The sequence below is a fragment of the Palleronia sp. genome (genome assembly GCF_042089775.1).
Lineage (GTDB): Bacteria > Pseudomonadota > Alphaproteobacteria > Rhodobacterales > Rhodobacteraceae > Palleronia.
Map to the genome: position 1 here is coordinate 1 of NZ_JBELKF010000037.1, position 23,117 is coordinate 23,117.

General features: G+C 62.3%; 14 protein-coding genes and 4 pseudogenes. 7 read left to right on the plus strand and 11 right to left on the minus strand.

Annotated features, from left to right (window positions below):
* Window positions 1-240: pseudogene (locus tag ACFDS3_RS10650) on the plus strand (hypothetical protein); the annotation flags it as partial.
* A complete protein-coding gene (locus ACFDS3_RS10655; RefSeq protein WP_375262338.1) occupies window positions 240-2,255 on the plus strand; it encodes a CocE/NonD family hydrolase in 2,016 nt (671 codons plus the stop codon). The pseudogene ACFDS3_RS10650 and the gene ACFDS3_RS10655, both read left to right, overlap by 1 nt.
* Before the next feature lie 174 nt (window positions 2,256-2,429).
* Here the strand turns inward: ACFDS3_RS10655 and ACFDS3_RS10660 are convergent, their stop codons facing one another.
* From ACFDS3_RS10660 to ACFDS3_RS10675, 4 genes and pseudogenes are all read right to left on the minus strand, one after another.
* Complete coding sequence (locus ACFDS3_RS10660; RefSeq protein WP_375262339.1) at window positions 2,430-3,314, minus strand: halocarboxylic acid dehydrogenase DehI family protein; 885 nt, start codon at window positions 3,312-3,314, stop codon at window positions 2,430-2,432.
* Window positions 3,304-4,104 carry an alpha/beta fold hydrolase gene (locus ACFDS3_RS10665; RefSeq protein WP_375262340.1) on the minus strand — a complete coding sequence of 267 codons (801 nt, stop codon included), beginning with the start codon at window positions 4,102-4,104 and terminating at the stop codon, window positions 3,304-3,306. The genes ACFDS3_RS10660 and ACFDS3_RS10665 overlap by 11 nt, the downstream gene beginning before the upstream one ends.
* 173 nt (window positions 4,105-4,277) lie before the next feature.
* Window positions 4,278-4,945, minus strand: a pseudogene (locus ACFDS3_RS10670) (IS6 family transposase).
* 283 nt (window positions 4,946-5,228) lie between these two features.
* A complete protein-coding gene (locus ACFDS3_RS10675) occupies window positions 5,229-6,257 on the minus strand; it encodes an SDR family oxidoreductase (protein WP_375262341.1) in 1,029 nt (342 codons plus the stop codon).
* 156 nt (window positions 6,258-6,413) lie between these two features.
* Here ACFDS3_RS10675 and ACFDS3_RS10680 point away from each other — a divergent pair, with 156 nt between their 5' ends.
* Window positions 6,414-8,060 carry an alpha-amylase family protein gene (locus tag ACFDS3_RS10680; RefSeq protein ID WP_375262342.1) on the plus strand — a complete coding sequence of 549 codons (1,647 nt, stop codon included), beginning with the start codon at window positions 6,414-6,416 and terminating at the stop codon, window positions 8,058-8,060.
* A gap of 445 nt (window positions 8,061-8,505) precedes the next feature.
* A pseudogene (locus ACFDS3_RS10685) lies at window positions 8,506-8,878 on the plus strand (transposase); the annotation flags it as partial.
* A gap of 114 nt (window positions 8,879-8,992) precedes the next feature.
* Here the strand turns inward: ACFDS3_RS10685 and ACFDS3_RS10690 are convergent.
* The 3 genes from ACFDS3_RS10690 to ACFDS3_RS10700 all read right to left on the minus strand — a co-directional run bounded on the left by ACFDS3_RS10690 (window position 8,993) and on the right by ACFDS3_RS10700 (window position 13,426).
* Window positions 8,993-9,355, minus strand: a complete 363-nt coding sequence (locus ACFDS3_RS10690; protein WP_375262343.1) for a hypothetical protein — start codon at window positions 9,353-9,355, stop codon at window positions 8,993-8,995.
* Between the two features lie 74 nt (window positions 9,356-9,429).
* On the minus strand, window positions 9,430-12,465 hold the full coding sequence (locus ACFDS3_RS10695; protein WP_375262344.1) for an efflux RND transporter permease subunit: 3,036 nt from the start codon (window positions 12,463-12,465) through the stop codon (window positions 9,430-9,432).
* A gap of 4 nt (window positions 12,466-12,469) precedes the next feature.
* A complete protein-coding gene (locus ACFDS3_RS10700) occupies window positions 12,470-13,426 on the minus strand; it encodes an efflux RND transporter periplasmic adaptor subunit (RefSeq protein ID WP_375262345.1) in 957 nt (318 codons plus the stop codon).
* A 514-nt stretch (window positions 13,427-13,940) separates the two neighbouring features.
* Here ACFDS3_RS10700 and ACFDS3_RS10705 point away from each other — a divergent pair.
* A pseudogene (locus tag ACFDS3_RS10705) lies at window positions 13,941-15,007 on the plus strand (IS110 family transposase).
* A 560-nt stretch (window positions 15,008-15,567) separates the two neighbouring features.
* Window positions 15,568-17,025: a hypothetical protein gene (locus ACFDS3_RS10710; protein ID WP_375262346.1), complete on the plus strand. Its 1,458-nt coding sequence runs from the start codon at window positions 15,568-15,570 to the stop codon at window positions 17,023-17,025.
* A gap of 745 nt (window positions 17,026-17,770) precedes the next feature.
* On the opposite strand, the gene ACFDS3_RS10715 is transcribed toward ACFDS3_RS10710, so the two are convergent.
* Window positions 17,771-18,274, minus strand: coding sequence for a hypothetical protein (locus ACFDS3_RS10715; RefSeq protein ID WP_375262347.1), 504 nt, complete (start codon window positions 18,272-18,274; stop codon window positions 17,771-17,773).
* A gap of 271 nt (window positions 18,275-18,545) precedes the next feature.
* On the opposite strand from ACFDS3_RS10715, the gene ACFDS3_RS10720 reads away from it, so the two are divergent.
* Window positions 18,546-19,064 (plus strand): hypothetical protein, encoded by a 519-nt coding sequence (locus ACFDS3_RS10720; RefSeq protein ID WP_375262348.1) that lies wholly within the window; start codon window positions 18,546-18,548, stop codon window positions 19,062-19,064.
* A 444-nt stretch (window positions 19,065-19,508) separates the two neighbouring features.
* Here ACFDS3_RS10720 and ACFDS3_RS10725 read toward each other — a convergent pair whose 3' ends face one another.
* From ACFDS3_RS10725 to ACFDS3_RS10735, 3 genes are all read right to left on the minus strand, one after another.
* Window positions 19,509-20,558 carry a ParB/RepB/Spo0J family partition protein gene (locus ACFDS3_RS10725; RefSeq protein ID WP_375262357.1) on the minus strand — a complete coding sequence of 350 codons (1,050 nt, stop codon included), beginning with the start codon at window positions 20,556-20,558 and terminating at the stop codon, window positions 19,509-19,511.
* Window positions 20,558-21,889 carry an AAA family ATPase gene (locus ACFDS3_RS10730; RefSeq protein WP_375262349.1) on the minus strand — a complete coding sequence of 444 codons (1,332 nt, stop codon included), beginning with the start codon at window positions 21,887-21,889 and terminating at the stop codon, window positions 20,558-20,560. Before ACFDS3_RS10730 ends, ACFDS3_RS10725 begins: the two co-directional genes overlap by 1 nt.
* 220 nt (window positions 21,890-22,109) lie before the next feature.
* The gene (locus ACFDS3_RS10735; protein ID WP_375262350.1) at window positions 22,110-23,081 is read right to left on the minus strand and encodes a hypothetical protein; all 972 of its coding nucleotides are present in this window, start codon (window positions 23,079-23,081) and stop codon (window positions 22,110-22,112) included.
* Between the last annotated feature and the right edge of the window lie 36 nt (window positions 23,082-23,117).

The window sequence follows — 23,117 nt, forward strand, 5'->3', positions numbered from 1 at the left end:
TGCGCCCATCCCGGCTGGGGCGAGGCGCTGTTCCTGAAGGACCTGTTTCCCGACCTCGCAGCCCAGATCCTCGTCCAGCCCGGTCAACGTCTCAGCGATCTGCCGGACCAGGACAGCTACACCTATGAGCTCGCGGACCTGTTCATCGGGGGCGCAGACCTGAGCGCCATCGAGGACGCTTACTTGCGCTGCCGCCATTCGCTCGAATTTCTCATCAAACCGATCCCGGAGGACCTGTGATGGACGTCGTCGACGACCTGCCCGAAGAGATCATCGTCGAAGAGCATGTGCGCATCCCCGTCACCGACGGTCTGCACCTGTCCGCGCGCATCTGGCGGCCTGCCGATGGCCGGCCGGTGCCCGCGATCCTCGAGTACATTCCCTACCGCAAGCGCTTCGGCACGCGCGTCCGTGACACCCACACCCACCCGTTCCTCGCCGCGCATGGGTATGCCTGCGTGCGCCTCGACATTCGCGGTTCGGGCGAGAGCGAGGGCGTGCTGCTGGACGAATACCTGCAGACCGAACTCGATGACGGGGTCGCTGCCATCGAATGGCTTGCCGCGCAGGATTGGTGCGATGGCAATGTTGGGATGATGGGTATCTCGTGGGGCGGCTTCAACGGCCTCCAGATCGCCGCGATGCAGCCCGAGGCGCTGAAGGCGATCGTCACCGTTGCCTCAACCGACGACCGCTACGCCGACGATATTCACCACATGGGCGGCACGCTTCTGGGCGACAATCTGTCTTGGTCGGGCGTGATGTTCGCCTACAACTCGCTGCCCCCCGATCCCGAACTGGTCGGCGACCAATGGCGCGACATGTGGATGGAGCGGCTGGAGAATTGCCGACCGTGGCTTGGCAAATGGCTGCGCCACCAGCGGCGCGACGACTATTGGCGCCACGGCTCGATCTGCGAGAATTACGACGACGTGCAGATCCCCGTCTTCGCCGTTTCGGGCTGGACGGACGGCTACACCAACAGCGTGTTCCGCCTGATGGAGAACCTGAAGGGCCCGCGAAAGGGGCTGGTGGGTCCTTGGGGCCACATCTACCCGCATTTCGGGCGGCCCGGCCCGGCGATCGACTTCCTGGGCGAGATGCTGCGCTGGTGGGATCGCTGGCTGAAGGGCAAGGAGACGGGCGTCGAGGACGACCCGATGGTCACCGCCTGGATGCAGGAAAGCGCGCCGCCCAACCACGATTACGACGAGCGGCCCGGCCGCTGGATTGCGATCCCGGAATGGCCGGCGCCGCAGGTGCAGACTCAGGAGTGGCGGCTTGCGCCCGGCCGGGAACTTCTGCCCGAGGGCGAAGAGGTCCCGCAGAAGGGGCTCGACGTGCAGTCGCCGGTGACCACGGGGCTGGCCTCGGGCAAGTGGTGCTCTTACGCGAACGCGCCCGACCTCGCCGGCGATCAGCGGATCGACGATGGCGGCGGACTGGTGTTCCAGACCGATCCGCTGGACGACGATATCGAGGTGCTCGGCGCGCCGGTGGTCGAGTTGACGGTCTCGTCGGATCGACCCGTCGCCATGGTCGCGGTTCGCCTGTCGGACGTGCGGCCCGACCACCAGGTCACGCGCCTGAGCTACGGGTTGCTGAACCTCACCCATCGCGACAGCCGCCGTCACCCCGAGCCGCTGGAGACGGGCCGCGAGTACACCGTCCGCGTGCCGATGAACTACATCGCCGAGAACGTCCCCAAGGGCCATCGCCTGCGGCTCTCGATCTCGACCGTGTACTGGCCGCTGGCCTGGACTCCGCCCGAGGACGTCAAGCTGACCGTACGCACCGGGGTCAGCAGCCTGAGCGTGCCGCATCGCCCGGTGCCGGCGGACGACGCGTCACCCAGCTTCGCACCCGCCCGACGCGCGCCCAGCCCGCCGCTGACGGCGCTCCAGGCGCCCGAGCATCGCTGGATGGTCAAGCATGACCTCGGCATGCAGGAGGCTGTGCTGGAGGTGGTCGACGACCGGGGCGTGCTGCGCCACGACGACATCGGCCTGACCGTGTCGTCTCGCGCGATCGAGACCTACTCCGCCTCGCCCGGCGACCATTCGTCGGCCCGGGGCGAGACCGAGTGGCACTACGGCCTTGAGCGCGAAGGGTGGTCGATCCGCACCCGCACCCGCACGAGGCTGACGGCCGACAAGGAGAACTTCTACCTCTACGCCGAGCTCGACGCGTTCGAGAACGAGGACCGGATCAGGTCCCTGAACTGGACCGAGACGATCCCCCGCGACAACGTCTGATCGCGCGGGCGCGGGGAACGGCGGCATGCCTCGTGCGGCTGATAGATTGCTTCCGCCGCTTGCTGAGCGCGCCTGGCAGCTTGGTGCCATGACCGCCTCCACCAGCCGGCTCTGTCTGAAAATGGCAGGCGTTGCTCCGCTGTTCAAAAAAAAAACGGTGCCCCCGGCCAGTGATTACTTCACGACGAACCGGTTCGTCCGGGCTGCCTCTGGTCCGTCAAGCATCGCTCTGACAATGGCCACATCGACCAGCAGGTCCGGAATGACTCGCAGGCGGAAGACAGCGAGAACGGCCGCGGCGGGTTCAGGCAGATTTGGGGGTCTTTCGTCTTCCGTGCGCAAGCCTGCCGCGAGTTCGCCCGCTCGATCGATCAACGCCGCCTTCCGCGCTTCATGGCCGCGTCCGCCCACATGTGGGGCCAGTCGCGTCCAAATCGCCTTGAGCAGTTCCGGCCACTGCCCAAGCGACCGGAAATAGGTCGCGAGCGCAGGATGCCGGTGCCGCTCCCGGATGTCCGCGAACAGCGAGCGGAGCGGCTCGTCCGCCGCCTCCGGATCGACCATCTCAATCTTCTCCGTGCCCGCGGCGACTCCCTTTGGAAACGTCTCGCTCCCCCTGGCCCTCTCGCCGTCCGTACCGCGGATCGCGGGGTCGAGCAGCGTAACGGCGAGCAAAAGCTTCGGCAGGACGTAATGGATCGATTCGGTGAAGCGGCGCACGCGGTCGAGGTCTCCGAGCGACGTCCACTCTGCGTCAGCCGCCTCCATGGCAAAGTCGGGTCGCGCAACCTCACGCAAGGCCGTCGATGCGTCTTCGAAGGCGCGGGTTTCGGCGATCGGGCCGACATAGCGCCACGCTGCCTGCAGATAGTCCGAGTTGCTGGCGAGTAGCCGGAACAGCTGGTTAACGAAGGGGACGCGCAGGGTGTTCTGTACATCCTCATAGATCTCGCGGACTGTCGCGTCGGCGTCCTGCGGCATGATCTCGGGTAGAGATCGGACCACGGCTATGGCTTGTTCAAGTTCGGCATCGCCGCCGCGGCGCGCATCAGACATCATGGCGTGCGACCCTTTCCGCCTCACGGATCAGCGCATTGATCTCTTCGGCAATGATCTGTGGGTGATCCTCCGGCGTGAAATGCAGTCCGCCTTCGATCCGCCGCAGTGGCGCGTCGAGATCCGCAGCGAGCCGCTCTCCGTACTCGATCTTCTGGAACTCGTCGGCGGCCCCCCAGACGATCCGTGCCGGGATGCCGAGTGTCGGCAGTTGACCAGCGATGGCCTTGGTGTCCTCGACGTTCAGGGACTGCGCCTGCCGAACGAAAGCCTCTGCCTCGCCGTGGCGGTCGTAATGCGGCGCATGGGTGTCGAACGCAGCCTTGGCAGCCGCATCCGTCTCATGGCCTTTCGAGAACATCATCTTCAGAAGTTGGTGGAAGGAGCCGTCGGGGGCATGCTTTGCGATAGAGCCGGTCTTCGCGACCGCGTTTACCAGCGGCACAGGCCAGGAATCGTAGCTGATCGCATTGGTGAGAAGGAGGCCACTAACCATCCCCGGGTGCTGCACGGCCGCGATTTGTGCGACGCCTCCGCCGAGGTCGTGGCCTGCAAGGATCGCGCGCTCGATGCCTTGGCTGCGCATCCAGGCGACAAGGTAATCGGCCTGCTTCGCGACGGAGATGTCGCGGGCCTTCCCTTCATCGATTGAGGCGCCGTACCCGGGCATTTCCCAGGCGAAGACGCGCCGACCTTCGATGAGCGGCGCAACGTCGCGCCAGAGCGCCGGGCAAGTCGGGATGCCGTGGAGCAGGACCAGAGGATCGCCCGATCCCGTCTCCTCCCATCGCATGTTGATTCCATCGACGCGAGCAGTTTGGCTTTGCATGGCGTGGGCCCTTCTTCGTGTCTACGCAATTTCTCGAAGGCCAACCCGCACTGTCCGAGGTCGTTCCTGGCAGCCTGCGGCTGATGACATGTCCCCTTCGAGGGAGAACTGAAAGCGGCGTGGTCTAAAGGGGATTGTTAGGTTGTTTTGTGTGGGCGGACACGGTGCGGTCGGCGGCCGCTTACGCCGAGAGTTCGGCGGTGCGGGCGGAAGATGGCGGCTGTTTGATCGTGGACCGCCAGGATACGCTGGGCTTGTCGCGGTGACTTGAACCGGCCCATGATCTTCCCTCGTCGGCGAGTATGCCGATGCGATGCTTCCGCCGCGCTATTGATCCCCTGGTGCCGGCGGTGCGTTTCGCCTTCGCGGCCGAGTGGGATCCGAGCTTGTCGGTCACCATCACCCGCGGCAGGCCCCATCGCTTGAAGAGCTCGTGCATGAACCGTTTGGCGGCTGCGGCATTGCGCCGCGACTGAACGAGAATGTCCCAGACCTCGCCTTTCGCATCGACCGCCCGCCACAGCCAATGCTTCGCGCCGTTGGTCTTTAGAACGACCTCATCGAGGTGCCACCGGTCAGCCGGCTCGGACCGGTCGCGTCGGGTCTTCGCAGCAGTTTGTGCCCCGAACTTCGCGCCCCAGACCCTGATCGTTTCATGGGATACGATGATCTCTCGCTCGGCCAGAAGGTCTTCGACGTCGCGTAGATTCAAGGCGAAGCGGTGATACGCACAGACGGCATAGCCAGTGACGGTGCGCAGGAAGCGATGCCCCTTGAGGCGGGAGAGGTCGTCGAGTTTCAGCATCCGGGTGCGCCAATCGGCCTCTGCGGAACCAACAACCTGACAATGCCATAGGAGGCTTCCCGCGCTCGAGAAAGCCGCAAGCTGCTACCCTTCCACCGTGCTGCCTAAGCCGCCTCGCTGGGCTCATCGGTCTCAGGGTCAAGCATCCGGATCAGATCGCACCGGCATGAGCACCGGCCTCCGCGGCTGACCGGCTCGTCCTAATCCACTGCGTCTGTGAATCTTAACGAAGGCGCCATGATCGAGAATGCCTTCGAGCCCGACTTCACCTCGTGCTGTTTGGCTACATCTGGTCGCGGTCGGCGCAGAGATAGCCGGCCAGGACAATAGCACCTAGCGCGGCAAGGCCGGCAACGATCGCACCGGATCGCTGCTTGGCCGCAGTGAGGGCGGGTGCGCGATAGCTTGCCCTGTCGTCGAAGCGGCCATGAGCTGAAAAATCGCCCTCGACAGGATCGAACAGGTTGTCCGGCCGCTCACTCGCACGCTCGTCTGTCTGCTGGCCGGAATAGGCGGCATCCGCAAGCTTTTCGTCGAGAAGTTCGGGCGCGAGCTTCTGGCCAAGGATCGTCATCACGGCCGACCGGCCGACCCAGAGCTCGCGCTGGGGGTGGTGGGCGACGTGGTGGATGGCGTCTGCCGGAACCTCGGGCTGGTAGATCGGCGGCACCGGCTGCGGCCGGTTCGGCATCCGGTTGCGCATCCAGTCGAATTGCGGCGTGTTCACGGCCGGAAGGTGAACCGCCGAAATCTGCACCGCCGAGCCGTTATGGATCAATTCGGACCGGATCGAGTCGGTGAAGCCGACGATCGCGTGCTTTGCGCCGCAATAGGCGGACTGCAACGGGATCGAGCGGTAGGCGAGCGCAGAGCCCACCTGCACGATCACGCCCCGATCATGCGGCCGCATCCGCCGCAGCGCCGCCAGGGTGCCGTGCACGTATCCGAGGTAGGTGACTTCGGTGATGCGCCGGAACTCTTCGGGTTCGATCTGCTCGAACGGCCCCAGCATGGTGACCATGGCGCAGTTTACCCAGACGTCGATGGGCCCGAACTGCTCTTCAAAGCGGGTCGCGGCCGCGTCCACCGCCTCCCAGTCCGAGACGTCGCAGGGCAAAACGAGCGGCGTGCCACCGCGGGATCGGATATCCTCGGCCGCGCTTTCCAGCCGCCCCCGCCCGCGGGCGATCAGGCCGATATTGGCGCCGTCGTGTTCGGCGAAGCACCGTGCGGTTGCCCGGCCGACGCCGGCGGACGCCCCGGTGATGACGACGTTCAGCGGACGCGGTTCCCTGGTCTCGATTGCGCTCATCCTGCTCTCCCATCCCGCGCGGCCGCGCGCCGGATCCCAACTGCCGAACGCGCCCAATGTTTCCGAAGACGCGCCTTGGAGATCCCCGCCGGGGCACTACGGTCTGAGAAGGCCAACGCCGGGCATCCTGCGCGACCCGGATCGGAGAACGCACCAATGCTCGACCTGTGGTACAAGAACGCGATCATCTACTGCCTCGATGTCGAAACCTTCGTGGACTCGAACGCCGACGGCATCGGCGACTTTCGCGGCCTGACCGACCGACTGGACCATTTGGAGGCGCTCGGGGCGACTGCCGTGTGGCTCAACCCGTTCTACCCCTCGCCCAACCGCGACAACGGCTACGACATCACCGATTTCTACGGCGTGGATGCCGTTCTCGGCAGTCCGGGCGATTTCGTGGCCTTCTGCCGTGCGGCGCGGGACAAGGGGCTTCGGGTCATCCTCGACCTCGTCGTCAACCACACCTCGAAGGACCATCCCTGGTTCAAGTCCGCCAGCGCCTCTAAGGATTCGCCCTACCGGGACTGGTATGTCTGGAGCGACGAGAAGCCCGAGGACATCACCGAGGGGATCATCTTCCCCGGCGTCCAAGATGCCGTGTGGACCCATTCCGAGACGACCCAATCGTGGTACATGCACCGCTTCTACGCGCACCAGCCCGATCTCAACATCGCCAACCCGGAGGTCCGCGAGGAGATCCAGCGGATCATGGGCTTCTGGCTTGAACTGGGCGTCTCGGGCTTCCGGATCGACGCCGTGCCGTTCCTGGTCGAGTACAAGGGCCTGAAGGAAGAGCCCGAGCGCGACCCGCTGCTCCTTCTCTCCGAGATGCGCGACTTCCTGTCCTGGCGCCGCGCGGAGGCGATCATGCTGGCCGAGGCCAACGTGACGCGGGACCAGGCCAGCAGCTACTTCGGAGGCCGAACCTACGGCTCGGACGAGCGGATGCACCTGATCTTCGACTTTCCGCTGAACCAGATGCTCTGGCTCGCCCTCGCGCGAAAGGATGCGCGTCCGATCGCGCAGGCCCTGCGCTCCCGCCCCGAGGGAGCGCCCCAACAGGCGCAATGGGCGAACTTCCTGCGCAACCACGACGAGCTGAGCCTCGACAAGCTGAGCGAGGCGGAGCGGCAGGAGGTGTTCGATGCCTTCGCCCCCGATGAGGACATGCGGATCTACGGCCGCGGCATCCGGCGGCGCCTCGCCCCGATGCTGGGCGGCGACGCGCGACGGGTGGCGCTGGCGCATTCGCTGCTCTTCGCGCTGCCGGGAACGCCGGTGATGTGGTATGGCGACGAGATCGGGATGGGCGAGGACCTGTCGCTGCCCGAGCGTCGTCCGGTGCGAACGCCGATGCAGTGGAACGACGAGAAACATGGGGGGTTCTCGCACACCGACGGCGCCACCGTCCGCCCGGTCGTCGCGGACGGCCCTCTGGGGTACTGCGAAACCAATGTCGAGCAGCAGAGCAGGCGTCCGAACTCGCTGCTGAAGGAGATCCAGGGCATGATCCGCACGCGCCGGGCCTGCCCCGGGATCGGATGGGGCGATTGGCGACTCCTCGACGGGTTGCCCGAACCGGTTCTCGGGCTGATCTGCGAATGGCGTGGCGCCACGGTCCTGACGCTGCACAATCTCGGAGACGAAGCGATCGAGGTTACGCCCGCGGACCTTGGTGAAGGTCATGCGACCATACTGTTATCGTCGTCAGAGGAAGAGGAAGAGGAACGAACAGACGGTACCCTGACGCTGGAGAGCTGCGGCTACCGCTGGTTCAGGCTCGGCCTCGTGCGGCGGTGAAGGCGGAGCCGTTCAGCAAGATGCGCAGAGCACGCTTCCTCGTCGGGAAACGCGCATCGAACGCTTGGCGAGACGTGGGTGTGTCGTACTTCCAACGAGCAGGCATGACGGGAACATTACAGGAGCCGAGCGATCCCGACTGCAAGCAAAAAACCCCATGGGCGGAGACGCCGGTTACAGCCATTCATTTGACAGGGCCGTGCTGACAGGGCCACGCCCGGTTGCCCCTGCGAAGCATATGTTCGCGAGCCAGCGGATGACCAACAGAACGCATCGCAACGCCACCGGGCGCAGCAGATGCAGGCGACAGCATTATCCCGAAGTTGCTTATGCTCGCCTGACCGCAGGCAGCCCCCTCTCGGACGTCTGTGACAGGCGCAGCATGAGTTCAGGTGCGGAAGGCTAAGGGCGTATTTCGTTGAAAAACCCTCGCTTGATCGAGCCGTCTCGCCCGAACCGGGGGCCGACCAGTGAGGGTCGGGCCAAATACCGCGCCTTGAAATTGACCTGCCAGGCCTGCCCATCGAGACAGCACTGCTGCCCGAACGCCGATGCCAGATCCATTACCCGCGAGGAACACGAAGACGCCCGCCAAGTCGCCCGCGATGTCGCCAGGACAGAGCAATACGCGGTCTCGATGAAGCTGCGGAAAGTTCGAGATGCTGTTCGCGCATCTCAAGCGCATCCTCGGCCTCGGAAGGCTGCGACTACGGGGACCATGCGGCGCGAAAGATGAATTCATCCTCGCAGCCACGGCCCAGAACCTCAGGAAACTGGCGAAGATCCTTCGCGCACCGCAGCAAGCGCAAAAAGCCTGATGCGAAAGGCGTGCGCGCATTTTCCGGTCGTCGATTTCTGCGCTCGCGAACGGATGTTTTTCCGCAGAATCGGCGGTTTCCAGACATTCGCTGCACCTGCGAGCCAACCATGCCTCAAAGTCGGAATCTGACGTTCAGGCCCGACGATCCGTGCGCAAACGGAGACGGTGATGAACTCGCTGCTACCGTTCGATCATTGACCACACAGCGTTCCAATCCGGCGTGCCGGCCCGGTATGGATTCGGCGAAAGTCAGGTGCGCCGGATCTCTACCCGCCAAGGCGATTCCTTGGCACCGCCCGAAGCCGTGGTCATTCTCGTCCGGCAATCTTACCTGAACCAGAAGTCCACCGCCTTCACTCTCGTTCAACTGGATCTTCCCGCCATAGGCGCGCGCGCGGACCGCCGTGTTGGCAAGGCCAAGCCCGTGGCCTTGTGTCGCCTCGTCGAGGCGTGCGCCGAGGATCATCATCGCCATGCCGCCTCGCCTCGCCTCGCCTCAATCACCCTTCGCGGCTGGGCTTAGGTCAATAAATGATGCCGTTGGTACCATCAGGCTTCGCCCGCCTGTGCGCTGCGCTTGAGCAGGAGCGAATAAAGGACAGGGGCCGCGATCAGGGTCAGGATGGTAGCAAAGGCCAAGCCGCCCATGATCGTGACCGCCATGCTTGCAAAGAACGCATCCGACAGCAGCGGGATCATCCCCAGGATGGTGGTCCCCGCCGCCAGCAGCACGGGGCGCACACGCGACACGCAGGCATCCACGATGGCCTGGGTGAATTCCACGCCTTCCGCGCGGACGAGATCAATCTCTTCCACCAGAACAATTCCATTCTTGATCAGCATTCCCGACAGGCTGAGCAGCCCCAGCAGCGCGGTGAAGGTGAAAGGCAAACCTGTCCCCAGCAGGCCGATCGCCACGCCGTTGACGGACATCGGCACCAGCAGCCAGATCACCAGCGGCTGGCGCAACGTCCCGAACAGGAAGATCGAGATCAGCACCATCGTGATGAAGCTCAGCGGCAGTTGCTGGCCCAGGCTTTGCTGGGCTTCGGACGAGTTTTCGTACTCTCCGCCCCATTCGAACTTATAGCCGACGGGCAGGGGGATCGCCTCGACGGTGGCCTGCACTTCGGCCTGAACCTCGGCGGCGGTGACGGTCGACAGGATGCCCGCCTCGACCGCGATTGTCGGCAGACGGTCGCGCCGGTGGATCAGCGTATCCTGTATCTCGTGCCTGAAGCCGTCGATCACCTGGTCCATCGGCACGAAACTGTCGGAGGCACCGGAATAGACCAGCTGGCTGACCAGATCAGCCTCTCCCTGCGGTCCGCGCAGAACGATAGGTATCAGCCTTTCGCCTTCGCGGTATTCCCCCACACGGCTGCCATCGGTGGCAAACAGTAGGACTTCGGCGATATCCTCACGGGCGATGCCCGCACTTTGCGCGCGCTGCGTCGCATAGCTGGGGCGCAGCACCAACTCGGGTTCACGCCAGTCCGTGCGCATATGGATCAGGTTGTCGGAGGCTTCGCGCATCTTTTCGGTCGCTGTTGCCGCGAGTTGCCGCAGAACGATGGGGTCGGGCCCGCTGAACCGTGCGGCGATCTCAGCCCCGCCGCCGGGTCCGAACACCAGCCGCTCGGTTCGGAACAACCCCTCAGGCAATGCCTCATCGGCAAAGGCGACCAAGTCGTTGCGTAGGGGCGGAATCTGATCCAGCGTCGCCGTCCGGATGATCAGCACGCCGTAGGTCGGATTGGTCTGTTCGGGGGCATAGGTCAGCATGAAGCGCGACGCGCCTTCGCCGACGAAGCTGGACACCGATTGCACGTCTTCCCGCTCGGTCAGCCAAGTCTCGATCCGGGCAAGTTCGGTCGCGGTGTCGTTGACCGACGCGCCCTGCGGCAGATTCAGGTGGGCATAGAACAGTGGCGTGTTCGAATTGGGAAAGAACTGCTGCTTAATCTGGCCGAACCCGGCATAGCAGACCACCGTGATCCCGATCAAGGCGACAACGACAAGGAGTCGCGCCTTGAGGGCCGCGCGCAGGATCGCCGCATACGAGCGGAAGAACACGCCGTTGTAGGACATGTCCTCACCCTCGCCGCTGCCCCGCTTGAACAGGTAATGCCCGAGCAACGGCGTGGCCGTGATCGCCAGCACCCAGCTCAGCAGGAGCGAAATGCCGATGACTGCAAAGAGCGAGAACAGGAATTCGCCCGTTTCATCCGGACTGAGCCCAATCCCCGCAAAGGCCATGATCCCGATCACGGTGGCCCCCAGCAGCGGGATCTGGGTCTTGCTGCCCACATCCTCTGCCGCGTCGCGCGATGACACGCCACGACCCATCTTGATCTGCATGCCTTCAGCGACGACAATGGCATTGTCCACCAGCATCCCCATCGCGATGATCAGCGCACCAAGCGAAATGCGTTCCATCTCGATCTCGAAGATCGCCATGAAAAACAGCGTGCCGACCACCGTCAGCAGCAAGGTTACCCCCACGACCACCGCCGCCCGCCAGCCCATGGCCACGGCCAGCACGATAACCACGATGGCGACGGACATAGCCAGATTGACCAGAAACGCCGAGCTGGCCTCATCGACCACGACATGCTGCTGGTAGATCGGGTGCAGCGTCACGCCGATGGGAATTTCGTCTTTCAGCTCGGCCAGCCGATTGTCGACGCGCGCGCCCACCTCGACGATGTTTTCGCTGCCCAGGCCTGCGACGCCCAGGGTAAAGGCCTCTTCGCCATTGAACCGGATGATCTGATCCGGATATTCAACGCGGGCGCGATGCACCTTGGCAATGTCGAAAAGGTTCAGCACCTCGCCGCCCACGCCGATGGACAGACCGGCGATGTCATCCACGCTGTCGGTGCCTTCGGGCGCCTGAAGGACGACCCGGCGGCTGTCACGGTCCACCGATCCGGCCCGGCTCACCACATTTGCGTTGCTCACCGATTGGGCAATGGCCGCAGGAGGCACCCCGAGATTGTAGTTCAGCGCCAGTGACGGCTCCACAAAGATCGCTTCTTGCGGGAGGCCCTTGACCTCGACATCCGCCACGCCGTCCACGGCCAGCAATTCGCGCCGCAGAAAGGTTGATAGGGAATGCCGCTCGGCATCGCTGAACCCCGGGGCCGTGACCGCATAGTAGATGCCGAACACATCGCCGAAGCTGTCATTGACCCGCGGGGCCTGCACGCCGCTGGCCAGATTGCCCGCCGCGTCGCCCACCCGGTTACGCAGGTCATTCCAGATCGCCGGCAGTTCGTTCCCGCCAAAGGTCGGTTTGACCTCGACATTGATGATCGAGAGGCCCGGCCGGTTGGTCGAGCGGATGGTGTCGATCTCGCCCATCTGCTGGATCGCGGACTCAAGTGGTTCGGACACCTCCAGCGCAACCTGGGCCGCAGATGCGCCGGGATATTGCGTGACCACCACGGCTTCCTTGATGGTGAAGGCCGGATCTTCAAGCCGTCCGACGTTGAAAAAGCCCCAGGTGCCCCCGATCAGACAGGCCAGCATCAGGATGATGGTCAGCAAGGCCTTGTCGATTGCCGCGCGCGCGATGCCCATGGTTTCAGTTCCCAAAGCCGCTAAAGCGGTGAACGGCCTGCCCGTCCTCAAGCCGGTTCGCCCCCGCGGCGACGATCTCGATCGGCTCGGTCAAGGGCGTGTCAAGCGCAAGCGCCCCGTTGTTGAGCGTGCGCAGCTCGACCGGCATGCGCCGCACCGTGCCAGTTTCCTCGCCCATGGGTTCAAAAACCATCACCGATGTGCTGCGATCCGGGGCGATCACCACGGCAGAGGGCGGCACCAGCACGACGCTGTCGGATTGCTGCAATCTCGCAATTACGGTGGCCGATGCTCCCGGAAAGATTGATGGATCGTTGTTTTCCAGTGCGAGGGTCACGCTGTAGGTCTGTCCGACCGAGGATGTCTCGGCCTCGTACTCGCGCAGGACCAAGGGCAGTTCACCGCCGCGTTCGGGGAACACGGCGAACAATTTGACATCTGATTGTTCCTGCATGCGACGAAACAGCAGCTCGGGCACGTCGATCTCGATCCGAGTTTCCGACATGTCATGCAGGCGCACCACCGGCGTTCCTGCATTCACGGTTGAATAATTTGCAATCTCGCGGCTGGCGACAAGTGAGTCGAACGGTGCGGTCAATGTGGCCCGCTCAAGCGCGAGTTCGGCGTCTCTCACGGCGATGCCCGCCAGATTGGCAGCCGTCAGCGCGTCCTCAAGACTGGCCTCCGATGCTGCGGCGCGGCTCAGCGCCTGCTGCCGGTCAAGCCTGCGGTCTGCCTGCGCCTTTTCAAGCTTTGCCTGATCGAGCCGCAGTTCGAAAGCATGTAAATCGAGCTGGGCAATCAGGTCGCCCTCGGGCAGCCTTGCGCCTTCGACAACGGGCAGATCAACGACCTGACCGCCCACCTGAAATGCAAGATCGACCGTCTGACGCGCGACGACCTGACCATAGAATTCCCGTTCGATGGCATTCTTCTGCGCCGTGAGGGTCAGCAGTTTCACGGGCCTGTCGGCCGTCTCCTGCGCCATTGCGCCACCCGACAGGAGAACGAGCGCAAACGTCAAAGCAAGTTTCGGGAACATTGGATCGCCCTCATATTCGAGTTGCGCCCAGCAAATCGGGGGATGTGCCGTTCGTGTCAAGATTGAACTGATCGGTTCAGTTGTTTTGGAACCGAAGCCAAGACTCCGGCTGCTCACCTAGGCGCGATGGAAACCGCAGCATGCTGATGCGCAACGAAGAGAGCACCAAGCTCTTTCGAAACCGGCTTGAAGTTCGTGAATAGTGCAGCGCCGGTGCAGCATAACCCGGAGCGTTGGCAGCGAACGTCCGGAATGTCTGAACTGCTGTCATCAAGCCTAAAGTGCTGCGCCATGCACGAATGGCCGGTTAGGTGAAGCCGCGCTGCGGCGCAGACCTCTGCACTGAATGTCAGCTAATGGGATGTGCCGGCTGCTTCCATCCACCGTCGGATTATCCTGAACCGGGATCTGCAGCGCGACAGGAGAAGCAGCCATTTGGGCAAAGAAGACAGGGAGTTTGGAAGACCTTTCCGTCGTTGGGATCGACATCGGAAGGATACTCTTATATGGTCGGGTTCGGCCGGGCCGGCCAACTGGTCATCCGCAAGCAGATCAAGCGCCTTGCCCTGACTGCCACGTTCGAGCAACTGCCACGCTGCATCGTCGCTATGGGAGCTTGCCTGAGCGCCCATTTTGTCAGCCGAACGTTGCGGGGCTTGGGGTTCGAGCCGCGGATCATCCCGGCGATTTACGTGAAGCCGTTCAACAAGGGGCAAAAGAACGATCACAACGACGCCGAGGCGATCGCAGAAGCCGCGCTGCGGCCCAATCTTCGGACCATTTCGGAGAGAAACCAGGATCAGCTCGACCTTCAGGCCCTGCACCGGGTCCGGGCCCGGCTGGTTTCGCGGCGCACGGCCACCATCAACCAGATCCGGACCTTCCTGATCGAGCAGGGCATCACCGTCAGGTCGGGGCTCTGCGGGCGCTGAAGCATTCCTCCGAGACGATCCTCGAACTACGACGGGTGAGATCTCGTCTCAGATGCGCCGTATCCTGATCGGGCTATATGGTGACTGGATGTGGCTGGACAAACGGATCGAGGACGTCTCCGGCGAGATCGAAGAGATCAGCCACACCGAGGAGAACTGCGCCAACATCATGACGATACCCGGTATCGGGCCGATGATCTCGACGGCGATGGTCGCGACCGTCGGCAAAGGTGAGGCCTTTGATCGTGGACGCGATTTTGCAGCCTGGGTGGGCCTGGTGCCCCGACAGTTCAGCACCGGCGGGCAAACGATCCTCGGCCGGATCACCAAGCGCGGCAGTCGTTACCTGAGGATGTTGTTCGTGCAGGCGGCGAAAGTGATCATGATGCGTCCACACCGTTGGGAGATGTTCAGCTTTGGCCCGTGGCTGACCGAAGCCGTGGCACGCATGCCCCGAAACAAGGCGGCCGTATCGCTCGCCAACAAGCTCGCTCGAAGGGCCTGGAGCATTCTGCGTCACGGCACCCGGCTCGACGCCCCACAAGACGCGGCCATGGAAGCGATCTGACACCTTCCATGGCAACAAAGGAGTTCGCGAAAGAGAGGACAGCATGAAACGGAGAAGATACGCCCCCAAAGTCTGACGGCCACTGGGTCATCATCGACCTTTCGGCTAATGAGACCAAGGCGCGTGCGTAACCCCATCAAGGCCCCGGCCCGCGAGCCGATCAACAGGCCAGATACATATGAGCGATTTCCGAAGTCGTGCCAAATTCTCGATTGCGAACAGCAGCCGGCACATACATCTGGGCCAATCGCGACAATCGGCCTCACCTGTGCCCGCGCGATTGGGAGGTTCGCTTCCTTCACATCGCTGACGCTCGTGTCCCGCGTCGCCTCCCGAGGTTCGGTGTATGAGCGTCGACCTTCGGAGATGCTCCAACAGGGCAAGACGCCGCAGCACGCCAACACCTTTGGCTTGCCCCGCGTACGTAGATCGGGAAACGGCCCCACTGCCGGCGGAACCAGACGCCGGTAAGTGCGTCATGGAGACGTGTAGAGGTTGCTTTGCCGCATCCCGAGACAACTTGTTCACGTCCTGCGGCAAGATCAGGATAGTCGAACCAGATGTGCCAGCACGGCCATGGCTCATACGAGACGGTGCTGTTCGCTGCTGAAGAGGAGGAAAAGATGGCAATCACTTCGCGAGCCGATCTGCGGAAACCCCTGCCTATCGCCTTGGCTGTTGTGGCAGTGGTTGGATGGGCCGTGGTGCTATGGATGGTTATCGCACGCAGTTCGTTCGAGGAGGACATGCGTGCGCAGCTCGAAGCGGCGGAGCTGCAGCAGTCGGAGGTCGCGGAAGCTCTTGCAGCACTGGAAACCGCCTCGGGCGAATTGGGAGACGTCAGGGCGCAGATTGATGCGGGCGGTGCGGAGCTGTCCGATCTTGAGAGCCGGCGCACTGCCGCGCAGCAAGAGTTCGAAGCCGAGCTCGACCAACTCGCCGCGGAGCGCGAAATCGCGCGTGCGGAATTTGACTCGGAGCTGGCCCGGCTCACCGAGGAGATAGAGGCTGAACGACGTGCCTTTGAGGCCGAAGTGAATGATTTGACGGAGCAGCGTGCAACAGTGCGGAACGAGGTCGAAGCGGCCCAGACCGAGCTCGAGAACGTGACGCTCAGGGTCAATGAGGAGCGCTCCTCCCTCGAGCAGGTTCGGAACGAACAGCAGACCGTCGAACAAGAGCTGCTGCAGCAGCGCGATGAGCTGGCCTTGGCGGAAGAGCGCACCGTGGAGCAGGCACAGGAACTCGCCGAAGTCGGCCAGCGGCTCCAACTCGCCCGCGAACAGAGCGCTCAGGCGCAGCAGACGCTGCAGCAACTTACCGAAGAGGCCTCCAGCCTCGCCGATGAACTGGCGCAAGCCGAGGCCCGCGTACAAGAGGCGCGCCAGCTCGAAGCCTCGGTCCAGGAGCAGCTCGCTGCGGCGCGCGACGAATTGAACAGCATCCAAGAGCGGCGGGGCGAGCTGGAAAAGGCGGTTTCCGACTTGAGCACCCGACGCGATCAGCTGACGTCGGACGTGCAGTCCGCGCAGGAGCAGCGGAATCAAGTTCAGGGTCAGGTCACAGAGCTGACGCAACTTCTTGCGACGCGTGGAGAGGAGCTCGCGCAGATCGAACAGCGGATCGCGGACCTGCAGCAGCGCGGCGAGGAAGCGCAGCAGCAGGCCGCCGCTCCGGCTCGGCGTTCGGGAGAGCAGGCTGATCAGCCCGCTGGCGAAGCCGCCAGTATGCGGACCATGGATATCGAGCCGGGCGAGTACACTGCCGGATCAGTGACGGCCCTCTTCGAAGACAGTGGCAGTTTCAGCATGACGAACGACCAGCGATCTGAAATCGTCAGCGGCGTCTACGCCGTAGCCGAAAGCATCGTCACCTTTTCCGAGGCGACCGGAGACATAGGATTGGCTCAGTTCCCGCTGATGTGTCGCGTCGAGAGCAGCGACTCTGGTTTCCGGCTGATCGCCCACAATGGTGCTTGCGGTGCCTTGCAGGATGTGGAGTTCGTGCGAGCGGAGTGAGACACTGCAGCCACCGCTCGCGTTCAAGCAGCGCACCCTTGACCGTTCGGACCGCCCCGTAGATTGCGCACAAGCTTCCAGCGCCAGGCGCTCGCGCCACAGGAGCCACGGGATCAAGGCGCGGGTAAGCCAAAATCGCACCGGCACGAAAGCACCAAAGGCGGCGTCTTCAAGGCCTTGCGTCCGCGCAGACAAGTTCGGTCACTGCATCGGAACGGGGCTCAGGACCTCCTGCGCGAGGCTTGGGGCGGCAGCTGGCATGTCGGATGCCTCCTGAAGGCGGCGCTTCAGTCGCTAAATCAGACCCCTAACCGCCGCACTTTGCAGGTCAGCGCTATGTCCAGTAATGTTGCATTATCGGGCATAGCGAGAGCAGGCGCAGGAATGGCGCGATCGCTTCAGGTTCATCGCCGGATCCGCCCGGAACCGGCCCTCTCGTCGCGGAAATTCCCAGTTCATCGGTGGACTGGCTTCTTGCTCGGTCTCCGGACTCGTCTTGAGCCGCCATCCGGCAAGGCCTTCGCTCGCGCTGGCCCCGGCTGCTTGGCGCATGCCGACGCCATGGCGTCGGCGCCCCGCTGGTCCGATAATGAACCTATAGTCCGGTAATGAAACAAGAACGTGAATGCTGTCTTATCAACGGGTTACATTCCACCCGTGGAGCAAGAACGACAACATGTCGCTGCACCTTCGGAATGCCGGATTTCATGAGACTCAAGGGCTTCCCCGAGAAACCGTCCGGGGTTCATGAGACTCGCCAACCGTATTTATGAGACTGGCGGAGTCGGGGTTTGTGAGACTGGCGCCGTCTCGCGGCGGTTTCAGCGACCAGACGTGCCCTCTCGTTGCGCTCAGCACGCCAGGACCGCGCGGAGATACGTCGCCGCGTCGAGAGCGGCCATGACCTGAGCACCTCCCGGACCCGCCCCTGCCCTTCGGCATCGCTTGCGAGCAGGACCTCGATCACGCGGCGCACCGGATCCTCCACGAGCCGACCGATACCAACCGTCGAGGCGAAGGCCTGCAGCAGCGAAGCCTGAGCCAGCCCCTGGAGGCCAGGACGGACGGGCTTTGTCAGGACCGGCGCCACCTGATCGTATTCCGGCACGAGTGTGGACAGGGCCTGTCGTATGATCGGTGCGGTGAGGAAGGCGTGGTAGTCTCTCCGGGCCTGCAACGTCATGCGCGGTTGCTCGGCAACCGTCGGTGGCGATGCACGGCGGTGCCGCACGGTCAGGACAGCGAGCATCTCGGGTGCCCCCGGGCTCCCGTGCGTGTCACCGCGCGCCCGGCCATCGAGAACAGCGGCACCTGCCCGGCCTGGCGACCGAGCACCGAGATGCGATCCGCAGTAAAGATCTCCGAGCCGGAAACCAGTTGATCTCGGTGACCCAAACTTTTCGCTCGATCTCCACGCCGCCGTTCGGCAGCACTCCCTGCCTACGAAGATTAATTCGCCCGCAATCTACCCCGCCCCCGGCGAGTTTACCGAACTTGATGAAGGAGGGCTTCTTACAGACGTGGCGGACGCCGCAGGGAAAAAGAACCTGCGGGTCCTGTTCGTGGCACTCCGGGAGCTCACCGCTGCTTCTGGGAAAATATCCGCGGAGCATCCGATCCCCCTACTGGGCTTATATGCCGCCATTAGGCGGCACCCCTCGCCTGCCAAGATCGATGCGACAGCGATTCATCATGCCATCTGTGAGCTGCATGCTCTCGATGATAAAGGGCTTCTCTCCGACGTGTCGGCCGCCGCAGGTAAGAGGGACCTCGGAAGCATGTTCCTTGCCCTTCGCGAGCTGAACGCCTCGTTCTGGGTGGACATCCGTGAAGCGGCCGAGCCCCCTGCCCTACCGCCCTTCAAGTCGCTGGCAGATCTGAAAGATCAAGAGGTCGTAGTATGCGGCATCTTCGAGGGCGCCGGACAAGCTGAGATTCAGCGCCACGTCGAGCTGCATGGGGGGACCGTGCCTGTCTCCAACCCTTCTCCTGCCCTCCGGTCACAGTTCAGAAAGGCCCTTCAGTCGGATTCTAGCTAATCGACATGTTAATTTTGCCTAAGTGCTTGGTTCAATAGATGTTCTCGCGATAACAATTCTCCTGGCACATCTACCGACGCCCATCCCCGACGTGTTGGCCCGCTTGCTGCGACCTATCTCTTGTGTCTGATACTTCCATCTACCTTCGCCATATGACGAAGGTGCGTACCAGACGGACGAATGTCATCATGATGACATTCGGGTGCCCGCACCTTCTCACCTGTCGGCCAGCTTTTTGTAGACGCCCGCATGCTCCTCTAGGCTATCCAGCCCGCTTGCGTAGGAGCTTTCCCTGATCCTTGTCGGCAGGGAATCCCTTCTTCGTCATGCTCGTTCACTGTCGTTCGTAGCTTGTTGCCCGCTCTTCCCGTCGCTTGACGATATCCCGTGAGGATATTCCCGCCCCTGCCCGCTTCAGCTTCGGAAGGAGTCTTATTACTTTCTCTAAGCACCCTTCGCCATATATTTCTCTAGAACCGCTCTCAAATCTTCGACCAGTTCCTCGGCGTTCTCATCAGTGACATGAACCCCTGCCACAGAGATCGACATGCCTTTGCTGTTCGGGCGGAGCGTCATCTTACCTTTTGAGAGATCAGCCGTCTGGTGAGGTTTGGGCGCGACCGCTTTTTTTGTTGCCTCCGCTTTCAACTCGGAGCCATCGCCTTTCTTTAGAGCGTCGAGCGCCTCTTCAATCTGACGGAAGGTTGCGGTTGCTGGATCTAGCATCGCCAGAAGTTGATCTTGATGCTCGAGGCAATGCTGGCCTCGACTGACGTATGTTCGCGGGCGCCCTACCCTCTCGGAAACCTCCGCCTGCGATAGATTGGAAAGCTGTTTCCGGATTGCTCCGATGGCCAGAAGCTCCTCCAGCGTGGAAAGTTGAACACGCATGGTATTCTCGAAGTAGCGCTCTTCCAGATCAGACAGGCTGAGGTTTGCGATGTCGACCGACACGAAAGCAAGGACCGGACGCCCCAGTTCCTTGCAGGCAGCTACCCTCCGTCGGCCAGACTGTAGAACGAAGTGTTCACCCGTGGACACCATCATCGGATTCTCAGGATCAGGCTTCCACCGTGAATCAAGTGGCCGCACGCGGACGGGCTGGGCCTGCCCACTCTCTCGAACATTGTCGACTAGACGTTTGAAGTCCTCATCGCTCTCCCAGTTGCCATAGCGATCACTGCCAACTTCATCCGTGATCTGATCGGGAGATACTTCGATGGGCATCCGTCCACGCAAGATCTCCTGGCGCAGCGTCTCGATAGCAGCGTTCGCGGCTGCCGTCTTTTCTGCGATCTCCGCTTTGAGGGCGTCGACGTCTCCCCCTGCCTGCTGAGCGAGCTGCTCCTTCAGCTGGGCAATCTCAAGCTTTAGTGGTCCGACGACCGTGTGCTGCCACGCTGCGGGGATTCGCTCCCCATTCGGGTCCTTGTGATCGTCGGTATCAGCGGCCGCGTAGGGCGTGCTGTCCAGCTTCATTCCTCGCCGCGCCATCAGTTCCACTCCCTCTTGATGAATTCGTCCGCGTAGCCTCGATGCGTGTAGTCCGGCCAGACCAGCTGGACCAGACGATCATTCACCGCGTTCGCATTGTCCGTGAAGGCCTTTGCTGATGCCCGCCGCGTCCTTGGGGCGTCATACTCGTAAATCGACTTGTACTCTTCGGCCGCGTTCGCGATTGCGTCCGATCGCGTGTACCAGACTTGGCTGACGTCTTGGGGGCAATGCCTGTAGAGATCCGCTAGGTGGGCCACGTCTCGCTCGTTCGATTCCTGCACGATGGTCGGGAGCACCGTATGCCGCCCAGCACCAAAAGTCTCGCTGTCATCCAGAACCGAAAGGTAGTCATCGATCCCTTTCATGTATGTCGTCAAAGTCGACAGGTCGAACCCTTTCATAGTTTGCGGCACTATGACGTTCGTAGCCGCGACCAGACCGTTCAGCTGCATCACCGTTAGCGAGGGTGGCTGATCTACGACGATCACGTCCAGACTTTCGGTAAGTCCACGTGTGTACGCATCCATGTCGAAGGCGCCGTAGTCATCCCGCAGGTTGTCCGAGGTCGTTTCAGGAGGGAAGCCCTCATCCCAACGTTGGATGGCATCACGGAGAATGCGGTGGACCTTTTCGCCGGATCGAGTCGCCATGAAGAACATCGATATGTCCGCGTTCGGGATATCGTCACCACCAGGTATTAGACGGATCGCAGGCCAAGGCGTCGGCTGCCAGATCGCATTCAGTTCCTCGGCACTCCTCCGATTCAGCGAGTGGGTCCCCGGCTCCTCGACCCCCATGAAACTCGCGACAGTCTGGGTGTCAGGGTGGAAGAGCTGGAGGTCCGTGTCGGCGAAATAGAGGCTAACAGTGCTCTGGGGGTCTGCGTCGATCACCCCGACGCGCAGCCCGTAGTTCAACGAAATGTATTGAGCGAAATGCGCGGATGACAATGACTTCCCGGTGCCGCCTTTCTGAGCCCCGAAGGTGACGACGGGCAGGGGGTCGCTAGGCTTACGCCAGTTGAGTTGCACCCGAGAGCCATCCTGAGAAGCCGGTAGGGAGCTCAGCATGGCTCGGATCAGTAGCATTTCGGAGGGTGTGTAGCGCTTCTCGCGACCCTCCTTGATACCTGTCGGAAGCAGCGACTCACGATCCTCAAGGCGCTTCAGACGGTTTGAGAGATACTGACCATCGACCCCAAAGAACCCCGCCATCTCAGTGATCGAGAAGCGCCGTTCAACCCGCGATCTCATCGTGAGATCACGCTGTAGCTTCGATTGCATTCCATACATGCCAGCGAGCACGCGCCTTGAAAAGTCGTGAAGCATTCACTGTTCCTTTATCACGGATGCCATGTGTCCACGCGTGGACATGCTATGTTTCATCTGACCGCTGAAGCTCAACCTTGCATTCAAGGAGGGCTGAGTATGAGTGTCCACGTGTGGACATTCTGCACGTTACCCTCATCGACAGCCGTTTAATCCACTGCCACCGAGCCGCTTACAGGATGTCCACGCGTGGACATCCTGTAAGCGGCTCCATCCAGCATCACGCGAGAGCCGTGTCCGTTCGCTTCAGAAAGCTTTTCAGCAGAGACCGTTTGACTTCAGTGGTGGGGGGTAAATCTCTCAGAGCGGCTTCTACAGAGCGCTGGAACTGCTGCTGGGTAGACGGGCGCTTCCAGTTTGGATTCCAGGTCTGCCGCAAATTCTTCCGAAGGTGCTCCAGGATCCTGTGAAAATCTGTTCGCTTTCCCAATATCCGCAAGACCTCAGCATGTTCGGCAACCTGTTCACGCGTGGGCGTGACATCGAGGTTCTTCCATGTTTCCCAGATCCAAGCTTGGACATCGGGCAGGGCAGGGGGGTGAGACGTTTGCGGCTGTTTAGCGTTCTGAGACAGAAACCTGTGAGTGCGCTCAACCAAGTCTTTTGAGGCTGGGACTGGTTGAGACCACGATAGCCCTCTGGCTTGTTGCTGCCACTCATCGATTAGGTCATCCACCACCTGTGCAACGGGTTGGTCTACCGAGACATCTTGGAGAACTGTCGCCTCGTGTGATGCGGTGGTGGTTTTGTTAAAATCCCTGTTGTTCTTCTTGCATTCGGAATGCTGAACGCCGCGTTCGGAAACGTGGGCAGGAGAAGGGCTCTCAGACTCGCCTGTGCACGTGTTGTCGGGCAGACCACCGGACCTGAGTTGCTCTCGGAACCTGGCGTAGAACGTCACGGTAAACTCGCACCGATCATGGAAACCCTTGCGGACTAGCTGCTTCACTTGCAGCACGCCGAGCTCGCGCAGTTCCTTGACGTAGCCGGATATCGTGGAGCGGGCCTTGCCGAGCATCGCACCCAACGTGTCGAGATACATGGAGCAATGGCCAGTAACACCATGTGCCATTTCGCAAAGTGCGATGAGCGTGAGCTTCGCTCCGCTGCTGACCGGCAACGTCCAGATCACTTTTTTCGGTAAACTTGTGAAGCCGCGTTCCACGGCAAAATTTATACTTGAGAGGTCCATCCCGGCACAACCTATCGTTCACGCAAGAATATTCTT